The sequence below is a fragment of the Kitasatospora sp. NPDC059803 genome (genome assembly GCF_042732255.1).
GTDB lineage: Bacteria > Actinomycetota > Actinomycetes > Streptomycetales > Streptomycetaceae > Kitasatospora.
In genome coordinates this window covers 1-13,627 of record NZ_JBHWIJ010000239.1, presented here as the reverse complement: position 1 = coordinate 13,627, position 13,627 = coordinate 1, and the positions used below count along the sequence as shown (strand labels likewise).

Genomic DNA, 13,627 nt, shown 5'->3' with positions numbered 1-13,627 from the left:
CCCCCCGCCGCGGGCCCCCCCCCCGCCCCCGCGCGCAGGGGGGCCGCGGCTCAGGCGGCGGTCAGGCGGGCGGTCCTGCGGTGTTCCGTCATGCCGGAGACCAGCTGGTCGCGGATGCGGGCGGGGACCTGGGGGGCGAAGCGGGCCAGGTAGTGGGCCAGGTGGGCCTCGTCGTCGACGAGGAAGGGCAGGTCGAAGACGAGGAGCTTGCGCACCGCCAGCAGCGGCACGGGCGCGCGCAGCGGCCGGAAGGAGCCGTTCCACAGGCCCCCCTCCTCGCAGACGGGGTGGAACTGGCCGATCATCAGGCCCTGTTCGACGAACTCGTCCTTGGCCTTGCGCTGCGCCTCGTCCAGCGCGGTGGAGTCGGCCCGGTCCAGGCCCGGCAGTACCAGCAGGACGGTCAGCAGCTCCCGGTCCGACTCCTCCGTCAGGTCGGCCAGCAGCCGCTCGTACCAGGCGCGCAGCTCGCCGACGAGTGCGGGCAGGTCGCCGCCCGCGCGGGTGTCGGCGACGGCGATGTGGAACAGGCCGCGGCGCAGCGAGGGCTGGGTGTAGGGGCAGACGGGGCCGCTGCGCCCGAGGTCGGGGTGGGCGGTGGTGAGGAAGCGCCGGCTCCAGGCGAGGATCTCGGCGGCTTCGGGGTGGTGGTCGGCGGCGCCGGCGTCGATCTGCTCGGCGGAGTAGACGCGCAGCGCGGTGTCGCTGTGCAGGGCGGTGCCGCTGCGCAGTGCGGTGTCGCTGTGCAGTGCGGTGTCGCTGCGCAGTGCGGTGTCGCTGTGCAGTGCGGTGTCGATGTCGAGGGTGTGGGTGGTCATCGGGGGCCCCGCCACACGGGGGTCAGGCGGGGGCCGCCGGCGGGCAGGGCGATGGCCTCGCCGAAGCGGGTGAAGCCGCCGGCGCCGCAGACCCGGGCGCCGCCGGGGGAGCTGGTCTCGGCGTAGGCGGCCTGGCCGTCGTGGTCGACGCGGGCCAGGAAGGCGCGCAGGAGGGCGGTGCCGGTGCCGGTGCGGCGGGCGTCGGGGTGGGCGCCGACGAACGCCAGGTAGTGGTGGGGGCGGTGGCGCGGGTGGCGGCGGGCCTGGAGGCGGGTGATGGCGGCCAGGCGGCGGGCGGATTCGGGGTGGGCGTCGGCGTCGACGGCCGCGTCCAGGGCGCGGGCGGCCGCCTGGTCCTGCTCCCCGGGGTGTTCCCACACGCCGGGGGGCAGGAAGAGCAGCGCGCCGACGGGGGCGTGGTCGTCGGGGTGCTGGGCGGTCAGGGCGCCGCCGTGGGCCAGGCACTGGTCGACGTGGACGCGGAAGAAGGCGGGCAGGATGCGGGCGCGGTGGGCGTCGTCGGGGAAGGCCCAGCGGGTGAGCGGGTCGTCGTGGAAGGCGGCGGCGAGCACCCGGGCGAGGGCGGGGGCCTCCTCGGGTCGGGCGGGGCGGACCGCGGGGGCCGCGAGGGCGGCGCCCGGCGGGACGGTGGCGGTGGTCAACGGACACTCCTCGGCAGACAGGCGGCGGGACAGCAGGGCGGTCGTACGGGGGGTGCACTCGTACAGCGGGGCGACGGGCGGGTCAGGGCCGGGCGGTGGCGAGCGAGGTCAGGCGCGCGTGCAGGGCCGGCAGGTGGTCCTCCGCCTCGGGCTTGATCAGGACGCTGCGCAGCACCGAGGCCCCCTCGGCGTCCGCCGCCGCTGCCGGGTGGCGGCGGGTGAAGTCGGCGGCGTCCACCCGCAGCAGGCTCAGGTAGAGCGGGTCCTGCTCGTCGGCCATGCCCTGGCGCAGCACGTGCCGGCTGGCGGCGTCGACGGCGGACATCGGTGTCCCGCCGGGGGTGGGGTGGTAGGTGACGATGTCCAGTTGCGGGCGCTGGTGGAGGGTCAGGTGCGGGCTGTCCTCGATCAGGTCCGCCCAGGCCAGGGCCGCGCGCCGCCCGCCGGCCAGGACGGCGCCCAGGCCCTGGGGGGTGAGCGGCAGCAGTTGCAGGGTCAGCCACAGGGCGGCGGCCGCGGCGCCGGCGCGCGAGCATTCCAGGCTGATCTCGCCCAGGTGCAGTTCGGCGTCGGTGAAGTAGGTGTAGGGGGAGTCGTGGGCGAAGTGGCGGCCGATGTCGGGGTCGGCGAACAGCACCGCGCCGCAGCCGTAGGGCTGCAGGCCGTGCTTGTGCGGGTCGACGGTGACGGAGTCGCAGCCGGCGATGGCCCGCCACGGCGCCGGGTCCAGGTGCAGGGCGGCGGCCTGGGTGTCGTCGGTGGCCAGCAGGGCGAAGAACCCGCCGTAGGCGGCGTCCACGTGCACCCGCACCCCGTGGCGGCGGGCCAGTGCCAGCACCTCGTGCACCGGGTCGACGGCGCCGAGCCCGGTGGTGCCGGCGGTGACGACCACCGTGCCGACGCGGCCGGTGGCGAGCAGGTCGGCCAGCGCGTCGACGTCCATGCGCCCGTCCGCGTCGGCGGCCACCGCGTGGCCCTCGACGCCCAGGACGTGGCACATGCGGCTGTGCGTGTAGTGGGACTGCGCGCTGTAGGCGACGCCGCGCCCGGGGTGGCTCTGGCGGGCCACGTACAGGGCTTCCAGGTTGGCGATGGTGCCGCTGCTGGTGAGGTGGCCGACGTGGCGGGGCAGGCCGAACATGGCGGCCAGCTGGGCGACGCACTCGCGTTCCATGTCGTTGGTGGCGGGCCCGCCCTCGTAGGCGTGGTTGTTGGGGTTGAAGCGCATCGCCGTCAGGTAGCCGACGACGGCGGCCGGGTGCGGCGGCTTGACCATCTGCCCGGCGTAACGGGGGTGGAAGAACGGATAGTTGTGCTCCAGGCGCTTGGCGAAGCGCTCGAACGCGGCGGCGAAGTCCGCGTCGTCCACCTGGTGCGAGGGGTGCGGGCTGTACGGCCCGAACCGCTCTCCCCACTGCTCGGCGACCTCGGCCGCCCTCGGCAGCCAGTACCGCAGGTCCACGCTCCGGCCCTTCCCTTCGAGGGATCCTCCAGTGTTCTGCGAGCCACGGTGACTGCCCGCCGCAAGCGGCCCGCAACACCCGCAGCTCATCGCGCGCCCCGCCCGCAACCCGCCCCGCGCGCTCCACCGGGCCTCAGCCGGACCCCAACCGGGCGCAAGGATCCGCTGCTGCAATCACCCCCGGAACCCGCCCCCGCCCCACCCGCCGGGGCCGCACGGGCACACCGCCACACCGGGCCGGCAGCAGGAGGACGCGCGATGGTGACCAGACGCAGGATGATCGGCGCCGCCCTGGCGACCGGGGGAGGGGTCCTGCTCATGCGCACCACCCTGCGCCCGGCCGCCTCCGTGGAGACCGCCGCCGCCGCGGCCGCCCACACCCACCCGGGCGCCACCGCCCCCGCCGCCGAGGCCGACCCGGGTCCCGACGCCGGCCCCGCCCTGGCACCGAAGTTCACCGCCGCGATGCCCCTGCCCCCGGTGCTCGCCCCCGTCTCCACCGACGGCGGCGCCGACACCTACGCCGTCACCATGCTCAAGTCCTACGCCCGCATCCTGCCCGGGCACCGCACCGACGTCCTCACCTACAACGGCGCCTTCCCCGGCCCTGTCATCCGCGCCCGCTCCGGACGCCCGGTCGTGGTGCGCCAGACCAACCTGCTGGACGACCCCGTCTCCGTCCACCTGCACGGCGCCCGCGTCCCCGTCGCCTCCGACGGCGGCCCCATGAACCTCCTGGACACCGGCGCCACCCGCACCTACACCTACCCCAACGACCAGCCCCACGCGAGCCTGTGGTTCCACGACCACGCCCACCACCTGGAGTCCGAGCACGTCTACCGGGGCCTGGCCGGCACCTACCTGATCACCGACGCCACCGAAGCCGCCCTGCCGCTGCCCGCCGGCCGCTACGACCTGCCCATCGCCCTGCGCGACGCCCGCTTCGACCCCCAGGGCCGCCTCGTCTACCGCATGGACGACCCCCTCAACCGCACCACCATCCTCGCCAACGGCCGCCCCTGGCCCAAGGTCGAGGTCGCCGCCCGCAAGTACCGGCTGCGCCTGCTCAACTCCTCCAACCTGCGCTTCTTCTCCCTGCGCCTGGCCGACGGCGGCCCCCTCACCCAGATCGGCTCCGACGGCGGCCTGCTGGAACGCCCCCACGTCACCGACACCGTCGACCTCTCCCCCGGGGAGCGCGCCGACGTCGTCGTCGACTTCTCCCGCTACCCGGTCGGCTCCAGCATCGTCCTCACCAACTCCATGCCCCCCGGCCCCGCCGAACACGTCGGCCAGGTCCTGCGCTTCGACATCACCCGCGCCGCCGACGACCCCAGCCGCGTCCCCGCCCAGCTGCGCACCCTGCCCGCCCTGGGCGCGGCGGCCCGCGAGCGCACCGTCGTCCTGGAGTACCAGGAGAAGCCCGGCGCCGCCCCGCTGGGACTGATCGACGGCAAGGTGTACGACCCGGCGCGGGTGGACGCCTCGGTGGCGTTCGGCACCTCGGAGATCTGGACGGTCGTCAACGCCAACAAGGACGTCCCGCACAACTTCCACCTGCACCTGGTGCAGTTCCGGGTGCTGGCGCGCAACGGCGCCGCGCCCGGCCCGGCGGAGTCCGGGCTGAAGGACACCGTGCGCCTGCTGCCGGGGGAGAGCGTGCGCCTGCAGGCCCTCTTCGACTCCTACCGCGGCCGCTACCCCTACCACTGCCACCTGCTGGACCACTCCGCGATGGGCATGATGGCGCAGCTGGAGATCACCTGACCACCTTCTGTCTGCCCCCCGCCGGGCCGCCCGCCCCCCCGCAGGCGGCCCGGGGGCCCGGCTGTCAGCCGGCGTGGATGCCCTGGCCCGGCGCCAGGATCCCCGCCGGATCCCACCGCCGCTTGGCCCGCTCCACCCGCTCCCACAGACCGCCGTAGTGGCGCCGCCAGTCCGCCCCCGTCATCCCCGGCACCGCCCCGATCAGGTAGCGCTTGCCGCCCAGCTCCACCGCCCGGTCGTACAGCCGCCGGTTGCGCTCCAGCATCGCCGCCGTGTCCGCCCCCGGCGCCGGGAACGCCAGCAGGTCGAAGTGCCAGCCCACCGGCTCCTGCGGCAGCACCGCCAGCGGCGCCCCCACCCGCGCCCGCGCGTACGGGTAGAACAGCAGCAGCCCCGCCCCCAGGTCCTCCGCCGTCAGCAGCGCGGTCGCCTCCCGCATGAACACCCCCACCGTCGAGGCGGGCAGGAACAGGCTCAGCCACGGCTTCGGCAGCCCCCAGAACCCGGCCGCCCGCAGGTACCCCGCGAACGCGTCCACCCGGAACGCGTACTCGCGCCAGCTCTGCTCCACCACCGTCGTCTCGCCCGCCACCCCGTGCAGCCCCGCCAGCAGCGCCTCCCGGTCCACCGCCCGCCCGGCGTCCCCGTAGGCCACCAGCTCCGCCGTGTAGCGCCACCGCTGCCCGTCCGCGCTGCGCACCACGTTGCCGACCTGGAGGTCGAAGCGGCCCTGGGCCAGCACCTTCTCCTGGTCCGCGCGGTAGAGGTCCGCGTCGTCGTAGGCCAGGGTGAACACGGTGGCGCGCTCGCGCGCCGGCACCAGGGCGAGCGTGGCCCGCACGATGATCCCCACCTGCCCGCCGCCGGCCAGCACCGCCTCGAACAGCTCCCGGTTGTGCTCGCGCGAGGCCGTCACCAGCTCGCCGGTACCGGTCACCACGTCCAGCGACCGCACGGTGTCCGCCTGCAGCCCGTGGCGCTGCACCGCCCCGCCGATGCCGCCCACGCTCAGCGTCCCGCCCACCGACAGGTGCAGGTAGTCCGTCAGGCACGGCGGCATCCAGCCCGCCGCCAGCGCCGCGTCCGTCAGCTGCGCCCAGGTGGCGCCCGCCTCCACCACGGCCCGCCCGGGTTCGACGGAGAGGATCCGCGACAGCCCGCGCGCGTCGATCGCGATGCCGCCGCGGGGGTTGGCCTGGCCGTAGCTGGAGTGCGACTCCAGCCCGCTGTCGCCGGCCGCCGCCTGGTCGCCGCTCTGCCCGTTGACCGCCACCGGGATGCGGTGGCGGCGGGCGAAGGCCACCACCTTCTGGACGTCGCGCACCGAGGCCGGGCGCAGCACCGCGCGGGGCGAGGCGGTGACCAGGTGCCCGAAGTCGGAGGAGAACCGTTCCACGTCGGCACCCCGCAGGGCCACCGTGCCGTCCAGGGCGGGCAGTTGATCCACGTTCTCGCCCGGCTCGGCGGCCCAGGCGCGGGCGGCGGTGTTCCAGCCGACGACGGCGGCGCCGGCGCCGGCGATCAGTGCGCGGCGGGACAGACCTGAACTGCTCATATCAGCGTTTCTCCGATCAGTCGTCAAATAGGGATTGTTGTACCGCAACCACCCCGCGACCACCTACCTCCCCGCACGCCCCTCCTGCTCCAGCCCCGCCAGCGCGGCCGCGATGTACTCCGGCATCCGCATCTGGTAGGCCGGGGCGCCGGCGGGGATGTGCGCGCAGGCGGCCCGCGCCTCCTCCAGCAACGCCCGCCGCGCCTGGGGCAGATGGGCCACCCGCGGCGAGTCGGCCGCCGTCCACAGCACGTAGGCGAGCTTGTAGGCGTACACGGGCGGGCTGACCGGGAACAGCGCCCGGTACACCCACAGCCCCTCCGGGGCGTCCAGGACCCACTCGTTGTGGCTCAGCAGCCGCACCCGCGCCTTGAGCACCAGGTCCCTGTGCGCCGTGTCCCTGTGCGCCGCGTCCTTGTGCACCGTCATCCTCGCGTCCCCCTTCGTCCGTTCACTGTTCACCGCCCACCGCCTGCGGCGCCGTACGGCCCGTGCGCAGCACGGCGCGCGCCCCGGCCGCCCTGGACAGGGGGCCGGCGCGTGGCCGAAGGAGTGGATGCGGACGAGTCTGCGGGCTGCGCCCGCCGCCCGGCAAGGTGTGATCCGGGTGCTCTGCGTCCTACCGAAACCCCCCGCTGAACTGGCACAATGGGGCTCGGTACACGCCGGGATCCCCGGCCGCGAGGCCCCTGCCGTGCGGGGCTAGCCTGGTCGCATGTTCGTACTTGAGCTGACGTACACCGCCCCGCTGGAGCGCATCGACGCCGCCCTGCCGCAGCACGTCGAGTGGCTGCGCGGGCACTACGAGGCCGGCACCTTCCTCGCCTCGGGCCGCAAGGTGCCGCGCGAGGGCGGGGTGATCATCGCGCTGGGCGAGGACCGCGCCGCGGTCGAGGAGCTGACCCGCACCGACCCCTTCGCCCGCGAGGGCCTGGTCGCCTACACGGTGACCGAGTTCCTCGCCACCACCACCGCCCCCGCCCTGGACGCCTACCGCCAGCAGCTGCCCGCCTGAACCCCGGCCCCTGAACCCCGGCCCCTGAACTCCGGCCCCGCTGTGCCCCGCCCCGCCTCGCGGTTCGGGGCACGGTCGCGTTCTGGCTACGATCGGTGGCACGGGGCAAGGACGCGTACGGGAAGTTGGCGGGAGAAGACGGATGGCACACGCACGGGCCGGGCAGTTGGCACAGCCGGATGACCTGGTGGATGTGGCGCGGCTGGTGACGGCGTACTACGCGCTGAACCCGGACCCTCAGGAGGTCGGCCAGCGGGTGGCGTTCGGCACCTCGGGCCACCGCGGGTCCTCGCTGGACGCCGCGTTCAACGAGGACCACATCGCCGCGACCACGCAGGCGATCTGCGAGTACCGGGCCCAACAGGGCATCGCAGGACCGCTGTTCCTGGGCGCCGACACGCACGCGCTCTCGGAGCCGGCGAAGGTGACGGCGGTGGAGGTGCTGGCCGCCAACGGCGTGCAGGTACTGCTGGACGCGGCCGACGGCTACACCCCCACGCCCGCGGTCTCGCACGCGATCCTGGCCCACAACCGGCGCAGCCCCCGGGCGCTGGCGGACGGCATCGTGGTCACCCCCTCGCACAACCCGCCGCGCGACGGCGGCTTCAAGTACAACCCGCCCAGCGGCGGCCCGGCCGGCTCGCAGGCCACCGGCTGGATCCAGGACCGCGCCAACGAGCTGATCCGCGAGGGCCTGCGCGGCGTCAAGCGCGTCCCGTACGCGCGGGCGCTGGCGGCGGCGACCACCGGGCGCCACGACTACCTGGGCACCTACGTCGATGACCTGCCCGCCGTCCTCGACCTGGACGCGGTGCGCGCGGCCGGGCTGCGCATCGGCGCGGACCCGCTGGGCGGGGCGTCGGTGGCGTACTGGGCGCGCATCGCCGAGACGCACCGCCTGGACCTGACGGTGGTCAACCCGGTCACCGACCCGACCTGGCGGTTCATGACGCTGGACTGGGACGGCAAGATCCGCATGGACTGCTCCTCGCCGTCCGCGATGGCCTCCCTGATCGGGCGCCGAGACGAGTACGCCATCGCCACCGGCAACGACGCGGACGCCGACCGGCACGGCATCGTCACCCCCGACGGCGGCCTGATGAACCCCAACCACTACCTGGCGGTGGCCGTCGACTACCTGTACCGCCACCGCGCGGACTGGCCCGCCGACGCCGCGGTCGGCAAGACGCTGGTGTCCTCCTCGATGCTGGACCGGGTCGCCGCCGACCTCAAGCGCGAACTGGTCGAGGTGCCGGTGGGCTTCAAGTGGTTCGTCGACGGGCTCGCGGAGGGCTCGATCGCCTTCGGCGGCGAGGAGTCGGCCGGCGCCTCGTTCCTGCGCCGCGACGGCGGGGTGTGGACCACCGACAAGGACGGCATCCTGCTGGCCCTGCTGGCCTCCGAGATCACCGCCGTCACCGGCGCCACCCCCAGCGCCTACTACCGGGAGCTGACCGAGCGCCACGGCGCCCCCGCCTACGCCCGGGTGGACGCCCCGGCCGACCGCGAGCAGAAGGCGCGCCTGGCCCGGCTCTCCCCGCAGCAGGTCACCGCGGGCGAGCTGGCCGGCGAGGCGGTGACCGCGGTGCTGGCCGAGGCGCCCGGCAACGGCGCGCCGATCGGCGGCATCAAGGTGTGCACCGACAACGCCTGGTTCGCGGCCCGCCCCTCGGGCACCGAGGACGTCTACAAGATCTACGCCGAGTCCTTCCTCGGCACCGGCCACCTGGCCCGGGTGCAGGAGGAGGCCCGCGCCCTGGTCGGCGAGGTCCTCGGCGCCTGATCCCCGCGCCCGCGGGTGCCCCGGACCGGTTCCCCGGCCCGGGGCACCCGCGTTTTCCGGGCCCCTCGCCCTCACGGCGCTGTCCCGCGCGCCCCGTCGCCCCGCGCGCGCCCTCGCCGCGTGCGCCGCTTAGCTCCGCCGCCCCTTAGCCCTTTCGCCGCGTGCTCAGCCGAACGGGCCCTGCTCGGTGAAGCGCCGCAGCGACCGGGCGAACGCCTCGGCCTCCCCGGGCGGCCAGGAGGCGAGCGCCTCCTCGATGCCGCCGGCCAGGCGCCCGCGCATCACCGCCACGGTGCGCTCGCCCGCGCCGGTCAGGGTCAGCAGGGTGGCGCGCTGATCGTGCGGGTCGGCCTCGCGGCGCAGCAGCCCGGCCTCCTCCAGACGGGTGGCCCGGCGGCTGACCCCGGAGCGGTCCAGGCCGATCTCGGCGGCCAGGTCGGCGGCGCTGCGCGCCCCGGTGCGGGCCAGGCCGGAGAGCACGGGGTAGGTGACCTCGTCCACCGCCTCGCCCAGGCCCTCGGTCAGGCGCCGGTAGAGCGCGGCGCGGGCGGGGCGGCGCAGCAGGACGGCCAGGGCCTGGGCGACGGTGTCCCCGAGGCCGGGGGCGGCCTCCGGGTCGGTCTTGGTCTCGGGGTCGGGGATTTCGGGGGAGTGGTCCACCCCTCGATCATAGCGTGCGCGGCGCACGCGTTCCTGGGGTACGCTCACCCCATGAAGCGTGCGCCACGCACGCATTGCCGGATTCCGAGAAGGGAACCCCCATGCCCGCCACCGCCCCCCGCACCACCATCGCCGCCGCCCTCGACGACCTGCTCTTCACCCCCGGCCTCGACCTGGAGACCGCCGTCGAGCGCCACTTCACCCCCGACTACCGCCAGCGCACCGACGGCCGCTGGGACGACCGCGCCGCCTTCACCGACCACATCCGCCACCTGCGCGCCGTGGTCGCCTCCGGCCGCGTCCAGGTCCACGAGGAACTCCACGACGGCGACCGCACCGCCACCCGGCACACCGTCGACGTCCTCAAGACCGACGGCACCCGGGTCTCCATGGAGGTCTACCTCTTCGGCCGGTACGCCCCCTGCGGACGCCTGCGCCGCATCGAGGAGACCACCCTCCTGCTCGCCGGAGCCGAGGCCGACCGCAACCTCGGCTCCGCCCGCTGAGACCCCGGTCTGTTCGACGATCAGGACCGCGACGGTGCCGGCGCCGGCACCGTCGCCACCTCCTCCTCCGCCGCCGCCGGTGCACCCGCCCGCGCGTCCCGCGTGGTCGCCGCCGCCGTCACCGCCGCCACCAGCGCCAGCCCCGCCGCCGCGAACGGGAACCACCGCCCGCCCAGCACCGCGATCGCCGCACTGCCCGCCACGCCCCCGGCCGCCGTCCCCAGGTACAGCGCGCTGCTGTTCAGCGAGATCAGCAGCGGCGCGTTCCCCGGATCGATCGACGCCAGCCGGTGCGGCAGCGCCACCGACACCGCCCACCCCGCCAGCGGCACCACCGCCGCGTACACCAGCGCCCCCGGCATGCTGCGCCCCAGCCAGGGCAGCGCGGCGAACGCGCCCGCCGCCACCGTCGAGCCGGTCAGCAGCACCCGCCGCACCCCGACCCGGTCCACCAGGCGCCCGCCCAGCCAGCTGCCCGCCACCGACATCACGCCCGCCGTCAGCAGCACCAGGCTCAGCCGGTCCGCGTCGCCCCCGGTCGCCCCCGAGACGGCGGTGGCCAGGTAGATGTAGACGCACTGGAAGGCCAGGAAGAACGCCAGCGTGGTGGCCGCCGCCCCCAGCACCCGTCGCTGCCCCAGCGGGGCCAGGCGCGCCCGCAGCCCCGGCGCCGCCACCGGCGCGGGCAGGTCGCGCAGCAGCAGCGCCAGCCCCGCCAGCGCCGCCACGCCCAGCGCGGTGACCAGCCACATCGTCATCCGCCAGTCGCCGCGCCCCACCCAGGTGCCCAGCGGCACGCCCAGTGCGGTGGCCACCGTCATCCCGCCCAGTACGGTGGCCAGCGCCCGTCCGCGCCGCTCGGGGGTGACCAGGGTGGTGGCCACCGCGTTGGCGGTCGGCGTGTACAGCGCGGCCCCGGCGGCCGCCAGGACCCGGGTGGCCAGCAGCAGCCCGTAGCTGGGGGCGAGCGCGCTGAGCGCGTTGGCCGCGCTGAACACCACGAGCGCGGTCAGCAGCAGCCGCCGGCGCGGCCAGCGGGCGGTGAGCGCGGCCAGCGCCGGGGCCAGCAGCGCGTAGCCGAGCGCGAAGACGGTGACCAGCTGGCCCGCGGCCGGCACGGACACCCCCAGGTCGGCGGCGATCGGGCCGAGGATGCCGGCGACGACCATCGAGTCGGTGCCCATGGCGAAGGTGCCGAGAGCGAGCAGGAGCAGGCGTACGGGCATGGAAAAGCCCCCCGATTGTTTGACGATAGGGCAACAGTTTGACGCTCGTCAAACACTAGGGGATTGGTGGATGATCTGAACTCTTGGGCGCAGATCGCCTGCTTTGCCTGGGGGTTGGCCCATCCTTGGCGCGAAGCTGCGCGGGTCGCTGCGTTGTCGGTGGCGTGCACTACGTTGATCACAGTGGTTGGAAGGGTGGTGTTCCCGTGCTGTCCGGCCGCAGGTATCGGCTTGAACTCACCTCAGATCAGGCGGTGTTGTGTGAGACGTTCGGCAACATCTGCCGGTCGGTGTGGAACATCGCTCTGGAGCAGCGCCGGGAGTATCGGCGGCGCGAGGCGTGGATGAACTACGTGCCGCAGGCCGCTGAGCTTGCGGAGGCGAAGCGGGAGTTTCCGTGGCTGGCGGTCGCGCCGTCGCATGTGTTGCAGCAGACACTTCGGGATCTGGACCGGGCGTGCCGGGAGCACGGGACGTTCGGGGTGCGGTGGCGCCCGGTGCGGCGCTGGTCGCCGTCGTTCCGCTTCCCGGCCGGGAACCTGATCACGGTGGAGCGGATGGGCCGCAGGTGGGGCCGCGCCAGACTGCCCAAGCTCGGGTGGGTGCGGTTTCGCTGGTCGCGTCCGCTGGGTGGCGGGATCCGGTCGGCGACGGTCACCCGGCAGGGGCGGCACTGGTTCGTCTCGTTCCTGGTTGAGGACGGCAAAGCAACACCCGAGGCGCACGTGATGCCGTCCACGGCGGTCGGGATCGACCGCGGCGTGAAGATCGCCGCCACCACCAGCGACGGCACGTTCCACGACCGGCGGTTCGCCACGGCGGGCGAGACAGCGAGGCTGCGCCGGCTGCGGCAGAAGCAGGCCCGGCAGAAGAAGGGCAGTACTCGCCGCGAGCAGACGATCGCGGCGATCAACCGGATCACCGGCCGGGTCCGAAACCGCCGCGCGGACTTCTGTGCCTGGACGGCGAACCGGATCACCGGCCAGGCCGCGCTGGTCGTCCTCGAAGACCTCCGGATCAAGAACATGTCCGCTTCGGCGGCCGGGACCGTCGAACACCCCGGGCGCAATGTCCGGGCCAAGGCCGGGCTCAACCGGGCCATCCTGGACAAGGGATGGAACATGCTGGAACTGGCCCTTCGCAACGCCGCCCGGTACACCGGGACGGACGTCGTACTGGTCGACCCCGCGTACACCTCCCAGACGTGCAACGTGTGTAGGCGCGTGGACCCGAAGAACCGCAAGAGCCAAGCGGTCTTCGAGTGCACCGCTTGCGGACACACCGACCACGCCGACGTGAACGCGGCGAAGAACATCAAGGCCGCCGGGCAGGCGGTCTCAGGGCGTGGAGACCTCGGGGTTACCCGGTCGGTGAAGCGCCAACCACCGGCCGACCGCACCCACGCGGGGCGAAGCCCCCGCGCGGCACGCGCGGCCGGAGTCCCCGCCCTTCAGGGCGGGGAGGAAGTCAATGTCAAACCAACGCCGACCCGACGAGGACCACGTGCCATGACCGAAGACGAGCGGCTGCCCCAGCCCACCACCGCCGACATCGACCTCGTCACGGTCCTGCACGCCCTCGGCGACCCCGTCCGGATGACCCTGCTGCTCAGCTACGCCGACGGCGCCGAACACTCCTGCGCCCCCCGAGACCTGGGCCTGGAGCACCTCCACAAGTCGACCGTCTCCCACCACATGCGCGTCCTGCGCGAGGCCGGCGTCACCACCACCCGCGTCGCCGGGCGCAACCGCTTCGTCAGCCTGCGCCGCACCGACCTCGACACCCGCTTCCCCGGCCTGCTCGACGCCCTCCTCACCGGTGCGCCCGCTGCCCCCGCAGCTCCCGCCGCGCCCGCTGGGCCCGCCGTCTCCGGCTGAGACCTGCGCCCCGGGGCCTATGCCCGCGGTCGTACCCGCCGCCCGGCGCTCCTGCGCCGGCCCGACGCGCCCGCAGGGCCCGACCCGCCACCGTGGGCCCATGACCACCCCGCACACCGTGACCACCCCGTACGCCGCTGCCGCCCCGCACACCGCGGCCGCCCCGCAGTTCGGCCGCCGCAGCGCCCTGGCCGCCCTGGCCGCCACCGCCCTGCTCGCCGCCGCGGGCACCGCCCCCGCCCGCGCGGCCGCCCGCGCCGCCGCCCCGCCCTCACCCCCGGGCCGGCCCCCGCGCC

13 protein-coding genes are annotated in these 13,627 nt (G+C 75.0%); 6 read left to right on the top strand and 7 right to left on the bottom strand.

Going from position 1 to position 13,627, the window contains the following annotated elements:
* Positions 1–50 precede the first annotated feature (50 nt).
* The 3 genes from ACFV6I_RS29605 to ACFV6I_RS29595 all read right to left on the bottom strand — a co-directional run bounded on the left by ACFV6I_RS29605 (position 51) and on the right by ACFV6I_RS29595 (position 2,942).
* Positions 51–818, bottom strand: coding sequence for a DUF6875 domain-containing protein (locus tag ACFV6I_RS29605; RefSeq protein ID WP_380428586.1), 768 nt, complete (start codon positions 816–818; stop codon positions 51–53).
* Positions 815–1,480 carry a GNAT family N-acetyltransferase gene (locus tag ACFV6I_RS29600; RefSeq protein ID WP_380428584.1) on the bottom strand — a complete coding sequence of 222 codons (666 nt, stop codon included), beginning with the start codon at positions 1,478–1,480 and terminating at the stop codon, positions 815–817. Before ACFV6I_RS29600 ends, ACFV6I_RS29605 begins: the two co-directional genes overlap by 4 nt.
* 82 nt (positions 1,481–1,562) lie before the next feature.
* Positions 1,563–2,942, bottom strand: a complete 1,380-nt coding sequence (locus ACFV6I_RS29595; protein ID WP_380428582.1) for a pyridoxal phosphate-dependent decarboxylase family protein — start codon at positions 2,940–2,942, stop codon at positions 1,563–1,565.
* A gap of 258 nt (positions 2,943–3,200) precedes the next feature.
* Between ACFV6I_RS29595 and ACFV6I_RS29590 the strand changes: the two genes are divergently transcribed.
* The gene (locus ACFV6I_RS29590) at positions 3,201–4,709 is read left to right on the top strand and encodes a multicopper oxidase family protein (protein WP_380428580.1); all 1,509 of its coding nucleotides are present in this window, start codon (positions 3,201–3,203) and stop codon (positions 4,707–4,709) included.
* Between the two features lie 64 nt (positions 4,710–4,773).
* Here ACFV6I_RS29590 and ACFV6I_RS29585 read toward each other — a convergent pair whose 3' ends face one another.
* Both ACFV6I_RS29585 and ACFV6I_RS29580 read right to left on the bottom strand, forming a co-directional pair.
* The gene (locus ACFV6I_RS29585; protein ID WP_380375817.1) at positions 4,774–6,264 is read right to left on the bottom strand and encodes an FAD-binding protein; all 1,491 of its coding nucleotides are present in this window, start codon (positions 6,262–6,264) and stop codon (positions 4,774–4,776) included.
* A gap of 63 nt (positions 6,265–6,327) precedes the next feature.
* Positions 6,328–6,693, bottom strand: coding sequence for a hypothetical protein (locus ACFV6I_RS29580; RefSeq protein ID WP_380428578.1), 366 nt, complete (start codon positions 6,691–6,693; stop codon positions 6,328–6,330).
* Positions 6,694–6,979: 286 nt separating this feature from the next.
* Here ACFV6I_RS29580 and ACFV6I_RS29575 point away from each other — a divergent pair, with 286 nt between their 5' ends.
* Both ACFV6I_RS29575 and pgm read left to right on the top strand, forming a co-directional pair.
* Positions 6,980–7,279 carry a YciI family protein gene (locus ACFV6I_RS29575; RefSeq protein ID WP_063352966.1) on the top strand — a complete coding sequence of 100 codons (300 nt, stop codon included), beginning with the start codon at positions 6,980–6,982 and terminating at the stop codon, positions 7,277–7,279.
* Positions 7,280–7,421: 142 nt separating this feature from the next.
* Positions 7,422–9,062 (top strand): phosphoglucomutase (alpha-D-glucose-1,6-bisphosphate-dependent), encoded by a 1,641-nt coding sequence (gene pgm / locus ACFV6I_RS29570; RefSeq protein WP_363377591.1) that lies wholly within the window; start codon positions 7,422–7,424, stop codon positions 9,060–9,062.
* Positions 9,063–9,227: 165 nt separating this feature from the next.
* Here the strand turns inward: pgm and ACFV6I_RS29565 are convergent, their stop codons facing one another.
* Positions 9,228–9,635 carry a MarR family winged helix-turn-helix transcriptional regulator gene (locus ACFV6I_RS29565; protein WP_380428590.1) on the bottom strand — a complete coding sequence of 136 codons (408 nt, stop codon included), beginning with the start codon at positions 9,633–9,635 and terminating at the stop codon, positions 9,228–9,230.
* 188 nt (positions 9,636–9,823) lie between these two features.
* Here ACFV6I_RS29565 and ACFV6I_RS29560 point away from each other — a divergent pair, with 188 nt between their 5' ends.
* Complete coding sequence (locus ACFV6I_RS29560; RefSeq protein ID WP_363377590.1) at positions 9,824–10,228, top strand: nuclear transport factor 2 family protein; 405 nt, start codon at positions 9,824–9,826, stop codon at positions 10,226–10,228.
* Positions 10,229–10,248: 20 nt separating this feature from the next.
* Here the strand turns inward: ACFV6I_RS29560 and ACFV6I_RS29555 are convergent, their stop codons facing one another.
* A complete protein-coding gene (locus tag ACFV6I_RS29555; protein ID WP_380428576.1) occupies positions 10,249–11,454 on the bottom strand; it encodes an MFS transporter in 1,206 nt (401 codons plus the stop codon).
* 164 nt (positions 11,455–11,618) lie between these two features.
* On the opposite strand from ACFV6I_RS29555, the gene ACFV6I_RS29550 reads away from it, so the two are divergent.
* Entirely contained in the window at positions 11,619–13,331 is a 1,713-nt protein-coding gene (locus ACFV6I_RS29550; RefSeq protein ID WP_380428588.1) for an RNA-guided endonuclease TnpB family protein, read from the top strand.
* Positions 13,332–13,431: 100 nt separating this feature from the next.
* Positions 13,432–13,627, top strand: a 196-nt coding sequence (locus ACFV6I_RS29545; protein ID WP_380428574.1) for a hypothetical protein, incomplete at its 3' end; no start/stop codon positions are given.

Coding starts and splice junctions, on each gene's coding strand:
- ACFV6I_RS29605 (WP_380428586.1), bottom strand. CDS start 818: ATGACCACCCACACCCTCGACATCGACACCGCACTGCACAGCGACACC.
- ACFV6I_RS29590 (WP_380428580.1), top strand. CDS start 3,201: ATGGTGACCAGACGCAGGATGATCGGCGCCGCCCTGGCGACCGGGGGA.
- ACFV6I_RS29585 (WP_380375817.1), bottom strand. CDS start 6,264: ATGAGCAGTTCAGGTCTGTCCCGCCGCGCACTGATCGCCGGCGCCGGC.
- ACFV6I_RS29580 (WP_380428578.1), bottom strand. CDS start 6,693: ATGACGGTGCACAAGGACGCGGCGCACAGGGACACGGCGCACAGGGAC.
- ACFV6I_RS29575 (WP_063352966.1), top strand. CDS start 6,980: ATGTTCGTACTTGAGCTGACGTACACCGCCCCGCTGGAGCGCATCGAC.
- pgm (WP_363377591.1), top strand. CDS start 7,422: ATGGCACACGCACGGGCCGGGCAGTTGGCACAGCCGGATGACCTGGTG.
- ACFV6I_RS29560 (WP_363377590.1), top strand. CDS start 9,824: ATGCCCGCCACCGCCCCCCGCACCACCATCGCCGCCGCCCTCGACGAC.
- ACFV6I_RS29555 (WP_380428576.1), bottom strand. CDS start 11,454: ATGCCCGTACGCCTGCTCCTGCTCGCTCTCGGCACCTTCGCCATGGGC.